This is a genomic window from Advenella sp. FME57 (assembly GCF_014897675.1).
GTDB lineage: Bacteria > Pseudomonadota > Gammaproteobacteria > Burkholderiales > Burkholderiaceae_B > Advenella.
In genome coordinates, this window is record NZ_JABUXU010000018.1 from 26,437 (window position 1) to 40,428 (window position 13,992).

The following is a 13,992-nucleotide window of genomic DNA, read 5'->3' on the forward strand; positions in this document are numbered from 1 at the left end:
AGTAGTGCTACTTCAGTTCCTGTCCAGCCAGCGAGCCTTCGAGAAATTTGTTTGGTTTGAGAAAAAATGACAACACTAACGCACCATCAGGCGAGCGAGCAATATGACGATTGCCTTTTGGTCGCCAAACGTAATTTCCTGCAAGCACTTCACCTTCGTCATCAACAATACTTCCGCTTAGAACATAGGTCTGCTCAATTTCTATGTGTTCATGCAAAGGCAGCACTGTGCCAGGCTTCCAACGGAAGAGCGCTGTCAATAGACCGGTTTCGGGAATATCTAGCAGTATTTTCATGTCGATTCCGGGGGTAGGTGTTGGCTTCCACGGAAGTGACTCGACATCAAGATAGCGGGAGGCGAGATCACCGCTCGCATAGGGTAAGAGGTCTTTAGGCAAAGTCATATAGTTTCTCCTTTATTTCGGTAAAAGCGCACGAGCCTGATGATCAATCGGATATGGTGTTTGTGAGCGTTCCCACGTGTTGAACCGAAGCTGACACAACATCGCCAGTCTTTAAACAGGAAGGCGGTGTCATTGCGAACCCGACACCTTTGGGGGTGCCTGTCGCGATCACATCGCCCGGTTCCAGTGTCATTCCCGCAGAGAGCTGTTCGATGATTGCTTCTATGCTGAAAATCATTGATGAGGTGTTGTCGGACTGGCGAAGTTCGCCATTCAATGTGAGTGATACATCGAGGTTGTTTGCGTTGTCGATGGCTGAATGATGAACGACGACTGGCCCCATTGGACAAGTCGTATCCAGGCTTTTTCCTTTGAGCCATTGGCCATGGAGCTGCTGCAGGTTGCGCGCTGTAATGTCGTTGACGATCGTATAACCAAAGACATGCTTCAAAGCATCGTTTCGGCTAATATTTTTTCCGCGCGTGCCTATGACGATGGCCAATTCGACCTCATAATCCAGCGTGTCGGTCAGCTTGGCATATCTGCAAACGTTCGCACGATGGCCCACTACTGCAGTCGGAGGTTTTGAAAAAAATTCGATAGCTTCCGGAAACGCATCGGCAGGGCGACCGCGCGCCAGGTTGCCCTCGATTATATGGTCGCGATAATTGCGCCCCACACAGAAAACGTTCTTGGTCATCTTAAGTGGGGGAAGCACCTGAACATCATCCAGGAGTCTCATTTGAATGTCCGGAACCCCTTTGTTCAGGCAATTTTGAATGATGTCTGTCCCTTTATCTCCGAGCATTATCAACTCGTTGATACACGTGGGAATTTTGGCCAAACCGTGATCTGGGAATAAACCGAGTAGCTCAGCCAAAGCAATGACCTTGTTATCACCTAGTAGCAATCCTAGCCGGGGCTGACCATAGTCAATAAAAATTAAGAATTTCATTTAAAGTTCGATAAAAATGCACATAGATGGCGGGTGGATTAATTGGCGCTTGTGTTCTACGAATCAGCAAGTGCCCGTACAAACGCGGTGTGAAGGGCTCGTACATGCGCGCGGGCAAGCTTTTCGGCGAGTTCGGCATCCCGTAGGGCGATAGCATCGATGATAGCCATGTGCTCACGCAATGAATCACTGCTGCGACGCAAACGCTTAATAGTCTGCCGACGATACGTGGTCTGGCGATGGCCGAAGGCTGCCCATACTCGTTCGAGCAAGCGATTGTTAGCCAGCGCCATTATCTCTTTGTGAAAAATTACATTGGCCTGGGCATAGGCATCGGCAGCGCTCTCGGGCCCCTCGTCTCCGAGGAATGGCTCGAACAAAGCACGCAGCCGTTCCACGTCTCGCTGCGAGGAGTTGAGCGCAGCTTCGCTCGCGGCAAAACCCTCAAGCGTCTCGCGTAGTCTTAGCCACTCGACATACTCATCGTCTGTAGTCGGAATCAATAAAGCGCCCCGCCCGGGGCGCAGGCTGACCAAACCGGTGCTTTCGAGCCTAATCAGCGCTTCTCGAACGGGGGTCCGACTAACGCCTAATTGATTCGCAAGATCCTCTTCCCGAACGCGAATGGGCTCGGTAATATCCTTCAGCATGTCATTTAACAAGGCGTTTACCTCGTCATAGACAGATTGATTGGCCTTTTTTTCTATTCTATCCATAGGTTTTGTATACAAAATAAATATATCGTACGCAAAGTTTAGTTTTGTATAAAATAAATGACTACTGGGGTATACGCGTAATTTGGGATATTTTGAGAATTATCTTCATGGTTGGACTTATTTTTTTGTCTATAGCGCATTGCGACGTCTCGAGGCTGATTGTCAATCAATCAGCTTGCATTAGCGTACTAGGCCGAAACGTAACGGATATTTAAAGAAGCTAAGTCGATTTGCTGATCAGCTTTAGTCTCAGGGATCATGAAGAAGCTGTGAGAGCTTATAGAATGTTACTGAGCAACGATGGGATATTTTTCGGGATGGGTATTGTCATACCGACATCGATTCAACCCCGTGACTGGTGATCCTGCATACGACGAAATTGAAGCGCTTCTTGCATTAAAGCCCGCCAAACACGAGCCCAGCATTGTTCCAGAGGGCGAGGAAAATGGCGTAGATTCACCCATGCCAGTCGATTTAGATCGTCCACATTTTGTGGGAAAGTACGAGAAAATCCTTGTGAGCAACGCGGGGCATCATCTTCCACAGGAAGTTCCTAAGCCATATGCCGACGCAGTCATGCGCTTGCTACCATAAGTCAAGCGGTAATAACAGTAGTGGCTGCTTCAGATGCAGTGTTCCACCGCATCTCTGAAGCCTTCCATTAAGGGGGTCCAATGCGCGCCTTTTCGGGAGAGCAGGCAGAGTTTTCTGCGTTGCGGCAATGCGATTGGGAGCGCCGCAACACCCGAACCCATGTCTCGCTGGAGTAAGGATTCGGGAGCAAATGAGATAAAGTCTGTGCTCGCAACGATATCCAGAATACCCCGTGATACGAGTGGCACTTCCAAAGCGACCCGCGGCTCGTTCAGCCCTTGCTCGTTAAGCCAGTGCAGCAAGGCTTGCCGCGCTGAAGAACCCACTAATGGCACGATCCAGCCATACGCCTGAAGTTCGGCAATGTGAAGCGTAGGCGTATCAAATACAGGATGGTGCGTGCTTGCAACGATCTTCATCGTATCTTGCATCAATACTTTATGATCCAGCTCCGCAATGCTGTCGCCATAGATCGGAGCAATGACCAGATCCAGATCCCCGTGTTTTACCTGCTCAAATAGCGCATCCGATAGTCCGGTTGTCAATGATACCTTGAGGGCAGGGCGCTTGGGCATGAGCCATTGCAGTGCAGGGGCGACAATGTTATCCAGCGTAATTGCGGTGGCGCCAATTCTTAACATTCCTGCTGCACCCGTCTGCAAGGCGCTCGTATTTTGCAAGGCATCCTGATATTGCGCATAAAGAAGTCTTGCATGGTCTACAAAAGCCCGGCCTGACGCATTAAGCCATATGCGGCGTGACGAACGTTCAAATAGCGTCAGACCGGTTTCCTTTTCCAGTCTGCTCAACGATTTGGATAGGGCGGATTGCGTCACGCCATGCACTGCCGCGGCCCGACCCATATGTCCGGACTCGGCCAGGGTTAGAAAGTACTCGATGTCGCGGAAACTTAAATTCATAAATAATATTCATCGATATATGTGGAACTGGAATCAAATTGTACGAGACTGGTCCTACACTTGAAAGATATTTTGTCAAACAATCATTTTTTGAGGTACAGATGCCGGATTCCTCGCCGAATATCGTATTAATCGTTGCCGATAACCTCGGTTGGGGCGAGCTGGGCTGCTATGGCGGTGGTGCGTTGCGTGGAGCCCCCACGCCCAATATTGATCGTCTCGCGACGCAGGGCATGTTGCTGCATAACTTTAATGTTGAAAGCGATTGCGTACCGACCCGTTCGGCGTTGATGAGTGGACGTCATCCGATCCGGACTGGCTGTTTGCAATCAGTTCCTGCCGGGCTGCCTCAAGGGCTGAACCGAAATGAAATAACGCTGGCGCAATTATTGAGTGACCAAGGCTACGCCACAGCGCATTTTGGCAAGTGGCATCTGGGTGACTGCCCGGGACGCTATCCAAGTGATCGCGGTTTCGATGAGTGGTACGGTATTCCTCGTACGACCGATGAAAGTCAGTTTACGTCGACCGTTGGCTTTGATCCGACAGTCGTCGATTTGCCCTACATTATGCAAGGGCAGAAAAACGGCCCTACCGATAACGTCAAAGTATACGATTTGGAAACGAGACGAGAGATCGACGCGGAGCTGGTTGAAAAGTCTATTCATTTTATGAAGCGTAACACGGAGGATAACAGGGCTTTTTTTCTCTATCTTCCAATGGTCCATCTTCACTTTCCCACGCTGCCACATCGCGATTTTGCGGGCCGCACCAATGCCGGCGACTTTGCAGATGCAATGGTTGAAATGGATCATCGAGTCGGGCAAATTGATGCCGCTGTGCAGCAGCTCGGAATCGCAGAGAACACGGTTTTCATTTTTTGCAGCGATAATGGTCCCGAATTTCGTCGCCCCTATCGCGGAACGGCAGGCCCCTGGAGCGGAACCTATCATACGGCCATGGAAGGTAGTTTGCGCGTGCCATTTATTATCCGATGGCCTGGGCGCGTGAACGCTGGCTGCACAACCAACGAAATCGTTCATGTGACTGATTTGTATGCCACGTTAGCTGCAATCGCGGGAGCCGGCTTGCCGACGGATCGACCGATAGATGGCGTAGATCAAACAGCGTTTTTTACAGGGAAACAAAAGGCATCGTGTCGGGAAGGTTTTTTGTTTTATATAAAAAACGAGCTTCGCGCAGTGAAATGGAGACATTGGAAACTGCATTTTTATTGGGAACCCGAAGTCAATAAAGGCGAAGGAAAACTGGAGTCGCCTTATTTATTCAATCTGCTCTCAGACCCCAAAGAAGAAACGGACGTGCTGATATTTAACACCTGGGTATTGGGGCCGATGCTAAAAATGGTTAACGTGTTCAATGAAAGTGCGAAAACGTATCCCCATACTTTGCCCGGTACGCCGGATTCACAATAATCATCCATCAAGTTGGGTCACATGAATATTCCAAAAAAATGTGTATTTTTAGCAGCAGCAATGCTGGTGCAGAGCCATATCTCGCTTGCGGCGACACCAGAGGCCGAAGCAAGTTGGCCGCAGCGACCCGTGCGGTGGATCGTAGGCTTCGCGCCCGGCGGCACGGCAGATATTCTGACGCGTATTGCAGCCGAACAGTTGGCGAAAAAGCTTGGAAAAAGCGTTGTTGTAGAAAACCGACCCGGTGCATCGGGCTCACTGGCATTGAACCTGGTTGCCAACAGCCGGCCGGATGATACGCTGCTTATTACTGTTCCCGGCCCCATTATCTTTCCGCGTGAAGAACCGGGTATCGGTAAAGGGCTGGATCCCGTGATCATGCTTGCAGAAGGTCCAATGATTATTGTGGGCCCCGCTTCCAACCCACAGCATAGTTTCGCTGACGTTATAGCAAATGCAAAACAAAACCCGCATAAATGGAATTATGCGACTTCAGGCACTGGCACCTCGCAACATCTGGCCGGAGAAATGATCAACCAGCTCGCCGGCACGCAAATGGTGCAGGTACCCTATAAAGGAGGCGGACAAGCAGTATCCGATGTTGTTGGTGCACAGGTGCCGCTTGCGATACTTGGCCCCACACCGGTACTACCTCATATCTCGTCGGGCGCGTTGCAAGCCTATGCGGTGACCACAACTTACCGTTTGCCATCGTTAAAGAACGTGCCGACAGTGGCCGAGGCGGGCATTGACGGGTACGACGCGAGCCAGTGGTTTGCCCTGGCAACCACAAAGGGCGTGTCACCGCAACGGATCGAACGGCTTAACGGATATCTTGCTGATATCGTTAAGACCCAGAAGTTTGGAGAAGCTGTAACCGCCGCTGGAATGAAAATTGCGCCGGGATCTCCAGAGGGCTTGCTCAAGTTTGTACAGACCGACCGCGATAAATGGACGAATCTGGTAAAGCAACGGGGTTTGAAAATAGGGCAGTGATCATACTGTGCCCAAATCCGTAAATTTAAAAAAAGACGGAAATGCTGGGGTTCAATGATGCGGCTGCATTTCGAAAAGCCTTGAAACGATGGACGGGAAAAGGGCCAGCCCAGTTTCGGCGATAGCGACACCGTTGATGTATTTGACTTTCAATAGGCTGTGTGTACATACAAGGACCCCGATCGATATAACAAACGGCAATACTTTGTTGAGTTATAAATTAATACTCAATCAAGTACTCGATTTCTGCCGGGAAAAAATTCACGTTCCCTTTATGCCAGCCGCTTTGATTACCTGAGTCCATTTTCGCGTTTCGGCATCAATGAATTCGCCGAACTGGGCGGCGGTACTTTGCCGGGGTTCCAGCCCCAGTGCTGACAGCTTTTGCTGTATGTCTGGATCAGACAACGCCCGATTGATCTGCTCATCCAGTCGTTTCACAATATCTGCAGGTACAGCAGCCGGGGCCATGAATCCATACCAGCCGGATGCAACGACATCCGATAACCCCTGTTCACTCAGCGGGGCCGCTGCGGGATAAATTGCACTAGGCGTGGTAGAGGCTACGCCAAGCACACGCAAGCTTCCGCTGCGGATGTGCGGAAGTGCGGCCGTGATTGCGGTCAGCGTCGCGTCAATTCGTCCCCCGGCTAGTAAATCGGTATAAGCAGCAACATCGCCGCGATATTGAACGGTAAGTCCCTTTACTTTTGCATTGCGAAAGAGTAGTTCGCTGGCCAGGTGAGGTAACGAGCCATAGCCTGGAGAACCAAAAGTCAAACCCTTGGATTGCGCTTTTCCGTAGCTGATCAAATCCTTGACAGAACCTATCGATGTTTTTGCATTGACAACCAAAAAAAGTGGTGCTACTGCGGTCATGGCGACAGGTTGCAGATCCTTGCGCGGATCATATTGCAGCGGTCCATACAGTGCTTCCAGCGTTGCGTAGGGCGCCGCAGCATACAAAATGGTGTATCCGTCATTCGGTGCATGTGCGACGAAGCTATTGCCAACCCGCGTTCCGGCCCCGGTTTTGTTCTCGACAATAAAAGCCTGTCCCAGATGCCGTGCAAGATAGTCGCCAATCATTCGCGCGGACAGATCATTAGGGCCACCAACTCCATAGGGTGAGACAATTTTAACCGGACGTGACGGCCAGTCTTCCCGGGAAAATGCCCGTGGAGCGAGGCCGCTGCAGATACCCGCAACAGCCGTTCCCAACAACATGCGTCGATTTATTCCCATTATTGTCTCCTGGTTATTTGAATCGTTGTACCGCTGGCGGGTCGCCTGACAAGCAGGGCAGGCGCAGACCTGCTGATATAATAGGTCGCCGGCTCTATACGGACAAGCTTGATTTTCTTTTCAATTTAAAGGCCTGGGTTATAAATCCATGTATGATTCCGAACCGAAGCGACGCGCCTCTACGCCGGAAATCACGCTCCGTCAGTTGCGTGCATTCCTTGCCGTTCTTGAATCCGGCAGTTTTTCAGAGGCCGCCAGTACAATGCATTTGTCGCAGGCGGCACTCAGCGGTCTGGTCAAGGAGCTGGAAAGCCGATTGGGCGTACGTCTGCTGGATCGTGATACGCGCAATGTTAGCGCATCGCCAGTAGGTGTCGCATTTGAACCCCTGGTGCGTCGACTGCTTGGTAATTTGGAAGAGGCCCTGGAGAGTGTTACTAACCTCAAGGAGTTGCGCAGGGGCGTGGTACGCGTTGCCGCGCCGGAGCCTTTATCCTGTACGTTGCTTCCTGAGCTCATCGCTCGCTATGAGAAACAGAATCCGGGTATTGACGTCCGATTTGAAGATGTGCCCATCGAACAGGTATTGTCTCGTCTGCATAGCGGCAGTGCAGACATCGGATTTGGGCCGGAAGGCGTGCCGGTTGACGAGGCTATACAAGCTCATATGGTCAGGGCCGATCCGCTATGGGTAGCCTTACGACGGGATGATCCGTTAGCGGCAAACAAATCGGTATGCTGGAAGGAACTGAGCAACAGGCCACTCATCAACTATATGCCTAACCTCACCGTAAACGTATTGAGCAACGTACCACAACGACACCATCCTCCCAGAATTATTTCCGTGCATCGCGTCAATACTGCGCTTTCCATGTTGCGGGTTCGCCATGGCTACGTGATCTGTCCATCGATGGCCCGAGATCTGGCAGAGGGATTTGGCTTGACGTTTCGTCCGTTATCACAACCTACTGTCACTTGGCGTATCGCAGTCTTCGCTAGGCACCGGTCATCATTGTCTCCGGCGGTGGAGAGCTTTCTTGATTTCACCCTGAATACACCATCGGCGTGATTGACCTTACCCCTTGTGCAAGATGAACATACAATGCCTGGCTTTCGCCAGTTTTGTAGATCAAAAGCTCAATACCAATTAATAATTTATTATTATAAAACTATCATAAATTACAGTTTGTCTTATAAAAGGCAGCTCGCTATCATGGCTCGGTCGTCTCTATGGGTTTAAAAAGTTGAACCTGTTGTGCATTCCGCAGAGACATATCACGCGAACACGCAGACAAACCATGATTCAAGCCAATCTCGACTCTTTTTTATCTCCATGTTCCATTGCTGTCGTTGGTGCATCCTCCAACCCGGATAAGATCGGTACCGTTCCTGTACGTTATCTTGTCGAACACGGTTATGACGGTGCGCTATACGCCATCAATCCCAGCGGCCGACAGATTCACGGATGTCCTGCCTTTGCTTCGCTGCTTGCGGTTAATCACCCAATAGATCTGGCCATTTTTGCCATTCCGGCAAGCAGCGCCGAGGCGGCGCTGGACGATGCGATTGCCAGTGGGGTCAAAAATATTGTCATGTTTTCCGCGGGGTTCGCAGAAGCCGGACAAGCAGGTAGCCTGGCGCAGGATCGGTTTTCGAGCAGAGCCCGGGCTGCCGGCATTCGGATACTTGGTCCTAATTGTCTGGGGTTCATGAACATTGCCCGCTCTGTGTATGCCACCTTTTCCCCAGTATTGAATGTCGGCCTGGCCAACCCAGGCCCCATTGGCATCGTGAGCCAGAGTGGGGCCTTCGGTGCCTATGCATATGCCATGGCACAGCGGCGCGGTGTTGGCCTGTCGAAGTGGATAACGACGGGAAATGAGTCGGATATTGATATTGCGGACTGCATAGCCTGGATGGCATGTGATCCAGATACTAAAATCATCATGGCCTATCTTGAAGGTTGCCGCAACGGAGTCAAGTTACGACAAGCCCTGGAGCTGGCTCGCGCTGCAGGAAAGCCGGTGGTACTTGTCAAGGTGGGACGCACCAGACAGGGAGCGCAGGCAGCAGCGTCGCACACCGCAGCCTTGGCAGGCGACGATGCTGTCTATGATGCCATGTTCCGTCAATGTGGCGTCTGGCGAGCCCGCTCGATCGAGGAATTTTTTGATATTGCCCAAGGCCTCGCCGTGGCTGGAACCCCAGTCAACAGCCGCCTGGGTTTGCTTACGGTATCCGGCGGCGTGGGCGCCATGATGGCAGATGACGCGGCTGACGCATCAATTGACCTAGCACCTTTATCACCTGCAGTTCAAGCGTTGATTCGGAGTCACATACCTCTGGCGGTTACCGACAATCCTGTTGATTTGACCGGTCAGGTAACCACCGAACCGGAACTGATCGAACTGGCTGCCCGAGCCATGCTGGGGGAAGCAGATTATGGCAACCTTCTTATATTCCTTGCTGCCTATGGTAGCACCCCGATCATGCAGCGACTTCAGCGCCAGCTGGCCCAGGATTTGCGATGCGATTTCCCAGACCGAGTGATAATCTTCAGTGCGCTTATCGATGCTGAACAACAGCAGATGCTCGAGGCGTTGGGTTGTCTGTGTTTTGCGGATCCGGCAAGAGCCATTCGCGTTCTGGCCGCCATGAACTTTTTTGCAGCCCACAATGAACGGCCTTTAACACCGGACCAACCAAAGGGCGAGACCGTTCGCCTGCATCGCGAGGTCTACAATGAGGCCGAGGCGATGGATCTATTGGCCAGTTTTGGCTTTTCTACCGTCCCGTTGCGTCAAGCCCGATCTCGCGATGATGCAACTGCCTGCGCCCGTGATCTGGGTTTTCCCGTGGTCATGAAGGTATTGTCCGCCGACATTATCCACAAGAGCGATGCAGGTGGTGTTGTCTTGAATATACGGGATGAAAACGAAGCCGGTAACGCTTATGACAGTATAGTGGCAGCGGTGGGCAGTGCAGAACCAACTGCTGAGTTAGACGGCGTGCTTATTGCACCAATGATCAGGGGGGGTATCGAATGCATTCTTGGCGTGCGTCAAGACCCCTCGCTGGGGGCTGTTGTCATGTTGGGATCGGGTGGCATCAATGTCGAATTGATGGGCGATATTGCACTCAGGCTCGCGCCTGTCAATCGTGAGCAGGCTCAGGAGATGATCAGCGAATTGAAAATAGCTCCCCTGTTAACCGGTGCTCGAGGTTTATCAAGCGCGGACGTCAACGCCCTTACTGATGCCATCGTGCGCATCTCGCAATTCGCACTTTCGGCTGGCAATAGCCTCGTTTCATTGGAAATAAATCCAATTATGGTGATGCCTGAAGGCCAAGGTGCAATCGCGCTGGATGCCGTTTTATTGACCCGCTCCCCAATGTCTGCGGCACAACCAGACACTTGTTCTGCCGTCATGACCACATTGCCGCTATTTGAGATGGCACGTATGCGAGCGGCAACAACCCCGCGACGTCATTCCGTACAGGGTTTTGCTGGAGATGCTCCCGACTCAAGCATGCGCTGGGTGAATCAATTTACGCATACACGCCGCTTGCGAAACCCTGACGATAAGGAAGTTGTCACACCCAATAACGACACATTGTTTTCGAATGCCTGGCTTGATTTGTCTGCAGGCCCATTGATAATCGACGTGCCGGCCTTCGGTTCTCGCTATTGGGTGTTGGGGTTCCTTGATGCCTGGACGAATCCGTGGGCCTATGCGGGGCGGCGAACGACTGGAGGTAAGGCGCAACGGCTGTTCGTCCACGGGCCTGGCTGGGATGGGGAAATCCCTGCGGGGATGCATGTCATTAGTGCGCCCAGTGAAGATGTATGGATCATTGGACGTATCCTGGTGGATGCAGATTCTACAGATCTTGCGAAGGTGCATGCTCTGCAAGATCGCTTTGCTATCTACCGGCCCGACGGTGCACCGGCGCTGTCTACCGTTGATTGTCTTATCGATAATCGGGATACGGGCATACCGGATGCGAGCGAATACTTGCGCGTGCTGGATATGATGCTCAGACGTAATCCTCCTGCGGCGCCGTTGCCGGGATGGCCGCCGGCCACATGCGACATTCATACAGCACTGGACGAGGTTTACACCAATTTGCGCGAAGTGGCCAATTCATCAGCGCTGGGTGACGGATGGACGACTGCTATCAATATACGCACCGGGTTCAAGGACGACATTGTGACGCGGGCAAGAGTAGCACGCAATTGGATTGGTACGCTGGGAATTGACGAGGCGATGTATATCATGGCTGAAGTCGATGCAAGAGACGAGGCGCTGACAGGAGAACGACGCTATGTCTTGCGCTTTGCGCCCGGGGAAGGACCGAAAGTCGATGCTTTTTGGTCGATCACCTTGTATCGCCGCAGCGACTGCCTGCTTGTTGCCAATCCGATCAATCGATATTCCATTGGTGACCGGACACAAGGTTTGCGTCGCGATGCAGATGGCGGTTTGAGTATTGCCATTCAGGCAGATAACCCCGGGTTAGGAAAAAACTGGTTGCCGGCGCCGCCAGGAGAAAATTTCTATCTGACCTTGCGCCTATACCAGCCGCAACGACCACATCTAGAAGGTACGTTTTCTTATCCGGCAATTGAGCGAATAGATTGAATTTAGATGAGTCTATGACAATCGTGAACTAAATATTGCGTCTGCATGAACCTCATTGCGTTCATAATTGCTCTTGGATTGGTCATACCGCCAGTCGCGCCGGAACACCCACGTCAACAGGAAGTGAAGTCATATGCGAGCCATAACGATAAACCGATACGGAGGCCCAGAAGTCGTCCAGTACGAAAATGATGTACCCGTTCCCCAGCCACGCGAGGGAGAGGTTCTGGTTGCAATAGCATGCGCCGGCATCAATTTCATGGACATTCACACCCGGCAAGGTAAGTACGAAAATTCCGACACTTATGCAGTACGAGCACCGTGTACTCTTGGAATGGAAGGAGCAGGCACTATCGTTGCGTTGGGCGAAGGTGTAGATTTCTTGCATGTAGGGCAGCGCGTGGCATGGTGTATCTCCTGGGGCAGTTTTGCTGAATATGCTTGCGTTCCCGCCTCGCTCATCGCTGTAATTCCCGACGAGATAGGTTTCGATGTCGCAGCCGCTGCGATGTTCCAAGGATGTACCGCTCACTATTTGGTGAACGATGTTGCCGAATTAAAGCAGGGGATGGATTGTCTGGTCCATGCGGCATCCGGTAGCATCGGCCAGATCCTCATCCAAATGGCCAAGCTCGCCGGCGCAACGGTGTACGCTACAGCGAGTAGCGAAGAGAAAAGGGTGACAGCCACTCAGCGCGGAGCCGACGTTGTACTTCCCTACGAGGGCGGGCTATTCGCTGACCGGGTTCGGGAACTCACGTTGGGTAGTGGGGTTCACGTCGTTTTCGATTCGTTAGGAAAAACGACTCTACGCGACAGCATGCGAGCCACACGCACGCGCGGTCTTGTCATCAATTACGGGAATGTTTCAGGCTCCGTTAACGATCTTGACCCCTATGAGCTCGGAGAGCAAGGATCGCTATTTCTTACCCGTCCGCGTTTGGCAGATTATATGGTAGGCCACGCAACAGTCCAGCGTCGCGCAGATGCGATATTTTCTGCAATTTTGGATAGTCAATTATTTATTGATATTGCCGCCTGCACGACTTTCGAAGAGATACCAAGCGTTCACGCAGCAATTGAAGCGCGGCAACAAATTGGCAAATGCGTTGCGTGGATTGGCCCGCGCGACGTTTCTGGTTAGACTGCCGAAAATAAAACAGTTTTTTTCGTGAAGGTGCTCCGTCTTTGATTAATCGATGTTGCGCTCGCGTGGTTGACGCGAAGCAGTTATTGCGCGACTGCTCTAGCGGCGCAAAAGAAGTTGTCCGCTCTGACATTAGATGCGTGGGAAGGAAATACGCAACAGTTGGAAGAAAGAACTAAAACCGAATCAAAAAAGGGGCAACAAGCAATGCTTGACGCAAAGGTAACCCCGGAATAGATCCTTTTCGTACATCTACTGGCAGTAGCATTATTGCTGATTGGATGAGCGTCCAACTTCACTGACGACGATTTATTGTGACGGCAGTGAAGTTGGCGGAGGTGCGTCGGCTGGCATGGGAGGGGCACCAGTGTAGTGGCCTTGGTACACGCCACAGCCGGAGAGAGCGATGAGAATGGCAGATATGGCGACAAATTTTTGCATGATGATTCAGGACCTGGAATGGGGGAATGGGAGTCGAATATCTTGTGCATCGACTTTCTACAAAAATCAAATACCAATCAAACAACAACTAGACCGACTTACTCCTTTTCAATAACGGAGCAGTCAATCAGCCTGAGAGGCAAGCAATTCTCACTCAACAAATATGGTTTTCAATAATCCACTGGCGTTGGATTTATGAACAATGTTCGGCCATCCAACCCTGAATTCACTTCTTTGGTACAGACCTATCAGATTGATCTTTTCGACACTGTTCATTAACAAAATCCCGCGATGACGCTTTAAATATTTGCATGATTTTCATGCACTGAAGCGCACGGCACAAAAAATGACGCCCTGCCGGGAGACAAACAAACCCGGAAGGGCGATGCAGTCAATTGAAGGGTAAAGGGACAATTAATTGCATAGGCAAATATTAACCGGTCAATAAATATTTGTCAAAATAAAGCTGTGATTGGACTAAGTGGTGAAACACGAC

General features: G+C 51.4%; 10 protein-coding genes. 5 read left to right on the forward strand and 5 right to left on the reverse strand.

All coding sequences use genetic code 11. The features are described from left to right. Positions 1-7 precede the first annotated feature (7 nt). The 4 genes from INT32_RS18065 to INT32_RS18080 form a co-directional block, all read right to left on the reverse strand. Positions 8-403, reverse strand: coding sequence for a cupin domain-containing protein (locus tag INT32_RS18065; protein ID WP_193090104.1), 396 nt, complete (start codon positions 401-403; stop codon positions 8-10). Positions 404-446: 43 nt separating this feature from the next. Further along, positions 447-1,358 carry a fumarylacetoacetate hydrolase family protein gene (locus INT32_RS18070; protein WP_193090105.1) on the reverse strand — a complete coding sequence of 304 codons (912 nt, stop codon included), beginning with the start codon at positions 1,356-1,358 and terminating at the stop codon, positions 447-449. A gap of 56 nt (positions 1,359-1,414) precedes the next feature. Continuing rightward, complete coding sequence (locus INT32_RS18075) at positions 1,415-2,074, reverse strand: GntR family transcriptional regulator (protein WP_193090106.1); 660 nt, start codon at positions 2,072-2,074, stop codon at positions 1,415-1,417. Positions 2,075-2,697: 623 nt separating this feature from the next. After that, the gene (locus INT32_RS18080; RefSeq protein ID WP_193090107.1) at positions 2,698-3,588 is read right to left on the reverse strand and encodes a LysR family transcriptional regulator; all 891 of its coding nucleotides are present in this window, start codon (positions 3,586-3,588) and stop codon (positions 2,698-2,700) included. A 101-nt stretch (positions 3,589-3,689) separates the two neighbouring features. On the opposite strand from INT32_RS18080, the gene INT32_RS18085 reads away from it, so the two are divergent. Both INT32_RS18085 and INT32_RS18090 read left to right on the forward strand, forming a co-directional pair. Next, positions 3,690-5,024 carry an arylsulfatase gene (locus INT32_RS18085; protein ID WP_193090171.1) on the forward strand — a complete coding sequence of 445 codons (1,335 nt, stop codon included), beginning with the start codon at positions 3,690-3,692 and terminating at the stop codon, positions 5,022-5,024. 60 nt (positions 5,025-5,084) lie between these two features. Further along, the gene (locus INT32_RS18090) at positions 5,085-6,020 is read left to right on the forward strand and encodes a tripartite tricarboxylate transporter substrate binding protein (protein WP_226817269.1); all 936 of its coding nucleotides are present in this window, start codon (positions 5,085-5,087) and stop codon (positions 6,018-6,020) included. A 261-nt stretch (positions 6,021-6,281) separates the two neighbouring features. On the opposite strand, the gene INT32_RS18095 is transcribed toward INT32_RS18090, so the two are convergent. Further along, positions 6,282-7,265: a tripartite tricarboxylate transporter substrate binding protein gene (locus tag INT32_RS18095; protein ID WP_193090109.1), complete on the reverse strand. Its 984-nt coding sequence runs from the start codon at positions 7,263-7,265 to the stop codon at positions 6,282-6,284. A gap of 148 nt (positions 7,266-7,413) precedes the next feature. Between INT32_RS18095 and INT32_RS18100 the strand changes: the two genes are divergently transcribed. From INT32_RS18100 to INT32_RS18110, 3 genes are all read left to right on the forward strand, one after another. Next, on the forward strand, positions 7,414-8,334 hold the full coding sequence (locus tag INT32_RS18100; protein ID WP_193090110.1) for a LysR family transcriptional regulator: 921 nt from the start codon (positions 7,414-7,416) through the stop codon (positions 8,332-8,334). 229 nt (positions 8,335-8,563) lie between these two features. Further along, positions 8,564-11,908: an acetate--CoA ligase family protein gene (locus INT32_RS18105; protein WP_193090111.1), complete on the forward strand. Its 3,345-nt coding sequence runs from the start codon at positions 8,564-8,566 to the stop codon at positions 11,906-11,908. Between the two features lie 133 nt (positions 11,909-12,041). Then, positions 12,042-13,052 carry a quinone oxidoreductase gene (locus tag INT32_RS18110; RefSeq protein WP_193090112.1) on the forward strand — a complete coding sequence of 337 codons (1,011 nt, stop codon included), beginning with the start codon at positions 12,042-12,044 and terminating at the stop codon, positions 13,050-13,052. Positions 13,053-13,992 lie beyond the last annotated feature (940 nt).

Bases quoted from the DNA above. Each gene is read 5' to 3' on its own strand.
- INT32_RS18095 (WP_193090109.1), bottom strand. From the start codon at position 7,265: ATGGGAATAAATCGACGCATGTTGTTGGGAACGGCTGTTGCGGGTATC.
- INT32_RS18065 (WP_193090104.1), bottom strand. From the start codon at position 403: ATGACTTTGCCTAAAGACCTCTTACCCTATGCGAGCGGTGATCTCGCC.
- INT32_RS18090 (WP_226817269.1), top strand. From the start codon at position 5,085: ATGCTGGTGCAGAGCCATATCTCGCTTGCGGCGACACCAGAGGCCGAA.
- INT32_RS18110 (WP_193090112.1), top strand. From the start codon at position 12,042: ATGCGAGCCATAACGATAAACCGATACGGAGGCCCAGAAGTCGTCCAG.
- INT32_RS18105 (WP_193090111.1), top strand. From the start codon at position 8,564: ATGATTCAAGCCAATCTCGACTCTTTTTTATCTCCATGTTCCATTGCT.
- INT32_RS18100 (WP_193090110.1), top strand. From the start codon at position 7,414: ATGTATGATTCCGAACCGAAGCGACGCGCCTCTACGCCGGAAATCACG.
- INT32_RS18085 (WP_193090171.1), top strand. From the start codon at position 3,690: ATGCCGGATTCCTCGCCGAATATCGTATTAATCGTTGCCGATAACCTC.
- INT32_RS18070 (WP_193090105.1), bottom strand. From the start codon at position 1,358: ATGAAATTCTTAATTTTTATTGACTATGGTCAGCCCCGGCTAGGATTG.
- INT32_RS18075 (WP_193090106.1), bottom strand. From the start codon at position 2,074: ATGGATAGAATAGAAAAAAAGGCCAATCAATCTGTCTATGACGAGGTA.
- INT32_RS18080 (WP_193090107.1), bottom strand. From the start codon at position 3,588: ATGAATTTAAGTTTCCGCGACATCGAGTACTTTCTAACCCTGGCCGAG.